The sequence below is a fragment of the Ruegeria sp. AB8 genome (assembly GCF_056542605.1).
In genome coordinates, this window is sequence record NZ_JBQGAB010000063.1 from 1 (window position 1) to 5,253 (window position 5,253).

General features: G+C 54.3%; 3 protein-coding genes. All 3 read right to left on the reverse strand.

Going from position 1 to position 5,253, the window contains the following annotated elements; genetic code table 11:
- Positions 1–335: 335 nt before the first annotated feature.
- The 3 genes from ACR0CG_RS23510 to ACR0CG_RS23520 all read right to left on the reverse strand — a co-directional run bounded on the left by ACR0CG_RS23510 (position 336) and on the right by ACR0CG_RS23520 (position 4,777).
- On the reverse strand, positions 336–506 hold the full coding sequence (locus tag ACR0CG_RS23510) for a hypothetical protein (RefSeq protein WP_480527909.1): 171 nt from the start codon (positions 504–506) through the stop codon (positions 336–338).
- A gap of 81 nt (positions 507–587) precedes the next feature.
- Positions 588–3,680, reverse strand: coding sequence for an efflux RND transporter permease subunit (locus tag ACR0CG_RS23515; protein ID WP_480527911.1), 3,093 nt, complete (start codon positions 3,678–3,680; stop codon positions 588–590).
- A complete protein-coding gene (locus ACR0CG_RS23520; protein ID WP_480527913.1) occupies positions 3,680–4,777 on the reverse strand; it encodes an efflux RND transporter periplasmic adaptor subunit in 1,098 nt (365 codons plus the stop codon). The genes ACR0CG_RS23515 and ACR0CG_RS23520 overlap by 1 nt, the downstream gene beginning before the upstream one ends.
- Positions 4,778–5,253: the final 476 nt, after the last annotated feature.

Sequence of the window (5,253 nt, forward strand, 5' to 3'; positions counted from 1 at the left end):
ACTTGGGGAAGAAAGGCTCAAGACGCGCCATCTGCGCATCCGTCAGCCAAAAAAGATCAGACATGGTCACCGCTCGATTTTCGAACCGTGAATCACGCAGCCAAGCGGAAATCAATGGGTCCTGACCCTAGGTTTCGTTTGTTGGACTCAAGTTTAGCAGGCGCTTTCGCAGCGGCAACATTCCCAGGAGACGCTGGTGAAAGTCGGCCATTAGCACAGGTAATTCATCTTTTCCTCGGAGCTGCAAAAACACAGCGAATCCAATGAGCCTCGTTCTCGGATCAACTGACGTTTCCTGTAGCTAGCGACGCGTCTTCAATAGTGCCATTACAAGCTCACTTCGTTGTTTCGCCAAAGTAACCACCAAAAAATGCGATCATTGCCAACAACACACCAACCAGTATCACGATCACAAGCAGTGCTCCGCTACCTTTGGCAAAATATCCCAATGAAACTAGGCCAACCACGAAGATGCCGACTAGAAAGTAGAGTACTGTATTGTCCATCTTTACCCCCGAATGAGTTGTCTACACTCAACAACTACATGCTCCAAACAAAACGATCCAAAGACCGCTAAAAAAGTGACGTCAAACGGCTTTCGGTGACTGTCGAATGCCGCTCAGCGTGGCGAACAAGACCGGGACCAGGATCATTGTGAGCATCGTACCCACCGTCAAACCGCCCATGATCGTGACAGCAAGACCCACCCAAAACACGTCTGGCAGTAGCGGTATCACACCCAAAACCGTAGTGGCGGCGGCCAGTACGACGGGGCGCAGTCTTGAGGCTCCGGCATTCAAAACGGCGTCGTAGCCCGGCTGACCTTCGGCCAAGTTATCGTTGATCTGATCGATCAGAACGATTGCGTTTTTGATCATCATGCCCGCCAGGCTCATGCCCCCGAGCAATGCGACGAACCCAAACGGTGTATTCGTGAGAAGCAGGCTTGGAACAATACCTATCAGCACAAACGGTACAGTTAGGAAAATGACCAGCGGTCTGCGGTATGAGTTGAATAGCCCGACGACGATAAGTGCCATGATCGAAAAAGCGGGTATCATCCCCGGAATCAAGGACGCTTGCGCAGACACGGTGTCCTCGTACTCTCCACCCCATTCCATGCTGTAGCCCGGCGGCAAGTCAGCCTCCAAAGCGTCGAAATCAGCGAGTACTGCGGTGCGATAGCTGGGCAGAGTTACACTATCGATTGGGTTGGCTTGGACGGTCAGAACTCGACGCCGGTCGCGGCGATTGATCGTTGGGTCTTCTGGCCGGACATTCACGCCGCGAACAACCTGTGCCAAGGGGACAGGCTCTACAGAAAACGGAGACTGCAGTTGCAGCAGTTCAAAGTTGTCGACGGCTGCTACATCTTCCGCACCAGGCCGGACGATGATCGGCAGCAACTCGTCGCCTTCGCGGTAGAGGCCAACCGAACGCCCGTCAAAGGCACGCTTTGTGGTATTCCCAAGGTCTTCATAGGTGATACCCGTCCACCGCGCTCGGTCCTGATCATAGTCGGGAACGGTTTTCAGGACACGGTTGCGCCAATCAGTACGCGCCACCTTCGTCCATTGATGCTGATCCAGTATCGCAACGGCTCTGTCGCCAATTTCGCGCAAAGTTTCCGGATCGGCATCCGCGGGGCCAATAATACGATTTTCGAAAGCCCAAGTATTGCTGGGTCCCACACCGAACTGACGCGTGAAAGAGGTCGCCTCGGGCATATTGGCCGATATCCACAGCGAGATCTCTTTGGTCATCTCAGGAATGTCGCGATAATCCTCGACGTTCACAATGACTTGCGCGTAGGACGGGTTTGTTCCTTCAGGGTCGACAGGCAAGTAGAAACGCGGTGGGCCAGCCCCGATAAAGCTGGCGATACCTGTCACGCGATCATCCCTTTCCACCTGCGCTTCGATCCGGGTGATCGCTTCGGATACGGCTTCGATCCGGGTTCCCTCGGGCGCGTAATAGTCGATCATGTACTTAGTCATCGACGAGGTCGGGAAGAACAACTGTGTGACGGAACCAAAGCCAACCCCAGCAATGACCAGAGCACCAACGGCCACTCCGATCGTCAGATAGCGAGCGCGGATCGCGGCGGCCAGAAAACGGCGGTAAACGGCATAGAATCCGGTGTCGAATGTCTCACTGGCGCCGCCCTTTGGCTCCGGCAGCATGGCAACGCACTGCAATGGCGTGACCGTCATCGACAGCAGCCAACTGACCAGTAGTGCAATTCCGACAACTGAAAAGAGCGTACGACAATATTCTCCCGCGCTCTCAACCGATGCAAAAATGGGGTAAAAGGCCATAACCGCGACGAATGTTGCCCCTAGCAGAGACATAGCAGGACGTGTGGCGGCATTGATTGCGGCTTTCGCGCGATCCATTCCCTGTGACATCCGCACCATCGCGCCGTCCGCAACAACAATCGAATTGTCGACCATCATGCCAAGCGCGATAATCAGCGCGCCCAGCGACATGCGCTGAAGATCTATGCCCAGTGCCGCCAATGGTATGAAGGTGGTAAGGATCGTCAGGATCAATCCGCTGCCGATGATGATCCCCATGCGAACACCCATCGCCAGAGTCAAAACGACCAGCACAATCGCTACGGCCTGTCCGAGGCTGACCAAGAAACTGCTGACGGCCAGATTTACGTCGTCAGATTGCCAATGGACCCGTTCAACCTCGATGCCCACGGGCAGGCCCGCGATCAGTTCATTTACTCTCGCATCGACGGCTCCCCCAACGCTGACTACGTTGACGCCAGACTGGAAGGATATCGCCAACCCAATAGACGGAAGGCCGTTATAGCGCATCATGGTCGTAGGTGGATCGGCATAGCCTTCCTTGACCTCAACGATTTCCCCTAATCGCAGAAGCTCGGGCCCCCGAAGTTGCCCACTTTGAGCCTGATCCAGACTGCTAGGACGAACAACCAAATCTGCGATATCAGTCGGGCTGGTAAATGTACCGCTTGGCGCAATGCGCATGCGGTAGTCACCGATATTCACTCGCCCTGCATCCACAATCGCATTCTGCGTCTGCAAGGTATTGAGGACGGTTTGAGCCGAAACACCCAATGCCGCCAAAGTTTCTTCCCGTGTTTCCAGATAGATGACCCTGTCGCGTGCGCCCCACAGATCGACTCGACCGACACCGTCGATCAACGAGAGCTCTCGTTTGAAGTCTTCTGCGAAATCATCAAGCTCCCGGGCAGAGAACCCATCAGCCGTCATAGCCAGCAGCAGACCAAAGACATCTCCGAAATCATCGTTAATAGCGGGACGACCTGCGCCCGGGGGCAGGTCTGTTTCCACGTCTCTGACTTTGCGGCGCAGCGTGTCCCAGATTTGCGGCAGTTGGTCCGACCAATAGTTTGGGCGGATTTCGACTTTAATGGTCGACACACCCGCCCTGCTTTCGCTCGAGATGTAATCAATCTCTTTAATCTCTTGGAGCTTTAGCTCGATCCGTTCTGTGACCTCCTGCTCAACTTCTTCGGGGCTGGCGCCAGGATAGAGGGTGGTCACAACCGCAGTTTTGATAGTGAACTCGGGGTCTTCTAGCTGCCCCAGACTAAAGAAAGCCGAAATGCCGCCCAACGTGAGCATGACAACCGTGAACCAAACGAATTTAGCGTTGCGGATTGAGAACGCCGCGAGACCCATTACTCTGTATACTCAGAAATTAACGAAACTTTCTGGCCCTCTCGCAAAGAGTTCGCTCCGGCAGTGACTACGACGTCACCAAATTCCAGACCGCCACTGACGGCCACCCCTTGTGACCGGGGCGTGCCAAGCGAAACCTTCCTTGCCGTTACGGTTTCTGAGCCGGCATCGAACACCCAGACATGCGGATCTGTATCCCCTTCAGGCACAAAAACCGCGCCGGCAGGAACCATGATCGCATCGAATGGTTCGTGCCCCTCCTTTGGCTGGCCACGGACGCGCCCTGCCATACCCGGAAGAACAAGTGCTTCTTCCGGTTGCTCCATTATCAACGTGACCGGGAAGGTTCGGGTCGTTGCTGAAGCCTCTGATCCAATCTCGCTGATTTCCGCCGGTAGAACCACATCCCCCAAAGCGTCAAAAGTAACGGTTATATCCTCAATATGCGGGATCAGGGCGATGTATCGTTCCGGTATGTCGATCACTACTTCGATGTGCTCAGCATCGAGTATGCGCAGTACCGGTGTCTGTGCCGCGACCTCTTCGAAATCTTCAATGTATTTAGCGACCACACGACCATCGAACGGCGCCGCCAAACTTGTATAGGTTAAATCCAGAGTGGCTCTGTCCAGAGCGCCTTGGACAGAATTGATTGCTGCCTGAGCGGATGTTTCGCCCGCGACAAACCGGTCGAGTGTAGCCTGAGCAGCAACATCTTTTTCGACCAGTGATCGTTGCCGATCTGTTTGTAACTTGGCGTTTTCAAACGTCGCCCGCGCGCTCTCAAGTTCAGCAGTAAGCCGATCGACTTCGGCCTGGTACGGGGCTGGGTCCAAGGCCGCGATGACGGCCCCTTTCGTTACAAGGTCGCCAACCTGAACATCGACACCGACAACATTGCCCGGCACGCGAAACGCCAACGACACTTCGCGTGCGGCTCTCGCCGTTCCAACAAAGTATCTGTCATGCAAACTGGATAGGTCAGAAATCTCGGTGGCTCTGACAGGTCGTGTCAGCGTTTGGGTCGCTTCGTCTTCATTCTCCCAGCAGCCGGTAAGCAACACGAAGGCCAAAAGCCAAACCGATAATCTCTTCATATCCCCCTCCCGTGCCGCCCGCGTTCCTCTCTTCGTCGCTGTGAAGGTGGCCTAATTTGCGGATTTTGCGCCTAAAGCTGTTACAATTGTACGCGCTTACTGATCAAAGTCAAAAATCCGAATTTGTTAAGGGGAGGCGAAGAGAAACCCGAGCACTTCTTGTCAAACTGATAAGACAACTTCGTAGTGCGACGTCGTCTCGGTGCTGCTGTTTGTCTTATCGGCAGCACAGAAGGCCGTGTTTCGAGTTAGTGTAGCTGCCTTAAAAGATAAACGTGCGGAGGTTACACTGTGATTGATTAAAGCCAAGGCCGTCGTCCGGACCTACATGTGGAGCTGAAATGTCCGCTTTTCGCGAACCGCTGCCATTGCCTACCTGTTAGCTAATGGCATGTGTGGATGGCTCCTTCCTAGCAAGACATTTTTGATCTGATTTGCGCATTTGTCAGAAGCAGTCATGTGTCCGGCCTGTCTGC

Excerpts from the sequence above, each read along its gene's own strand:
- ACR0CG_RS23510 (WP_480527909.1), bottom strand. The coding sequence starts at position 506 with ATGGACAATACAGTACTCTACTTTCTAGTCGGCATCTTCGTGGTTGGC.
- ACR0CG_RS23515 (WP_480527911.1), bottom strand. The coding sequence starts at position 3,680 with ATGGGTCTCGCGGCGTTCTCAATCCGCAACGCTAAATTCGTTTGGTTC.
- ACR0CG_RS23520 (WP_480527913.1), bottom strand. The coding sequence starts at position 4,777 with ATGAAGAGATTATCGGTTTGGCTTTTGGCCTTCGTGTTGCTTACCGGC.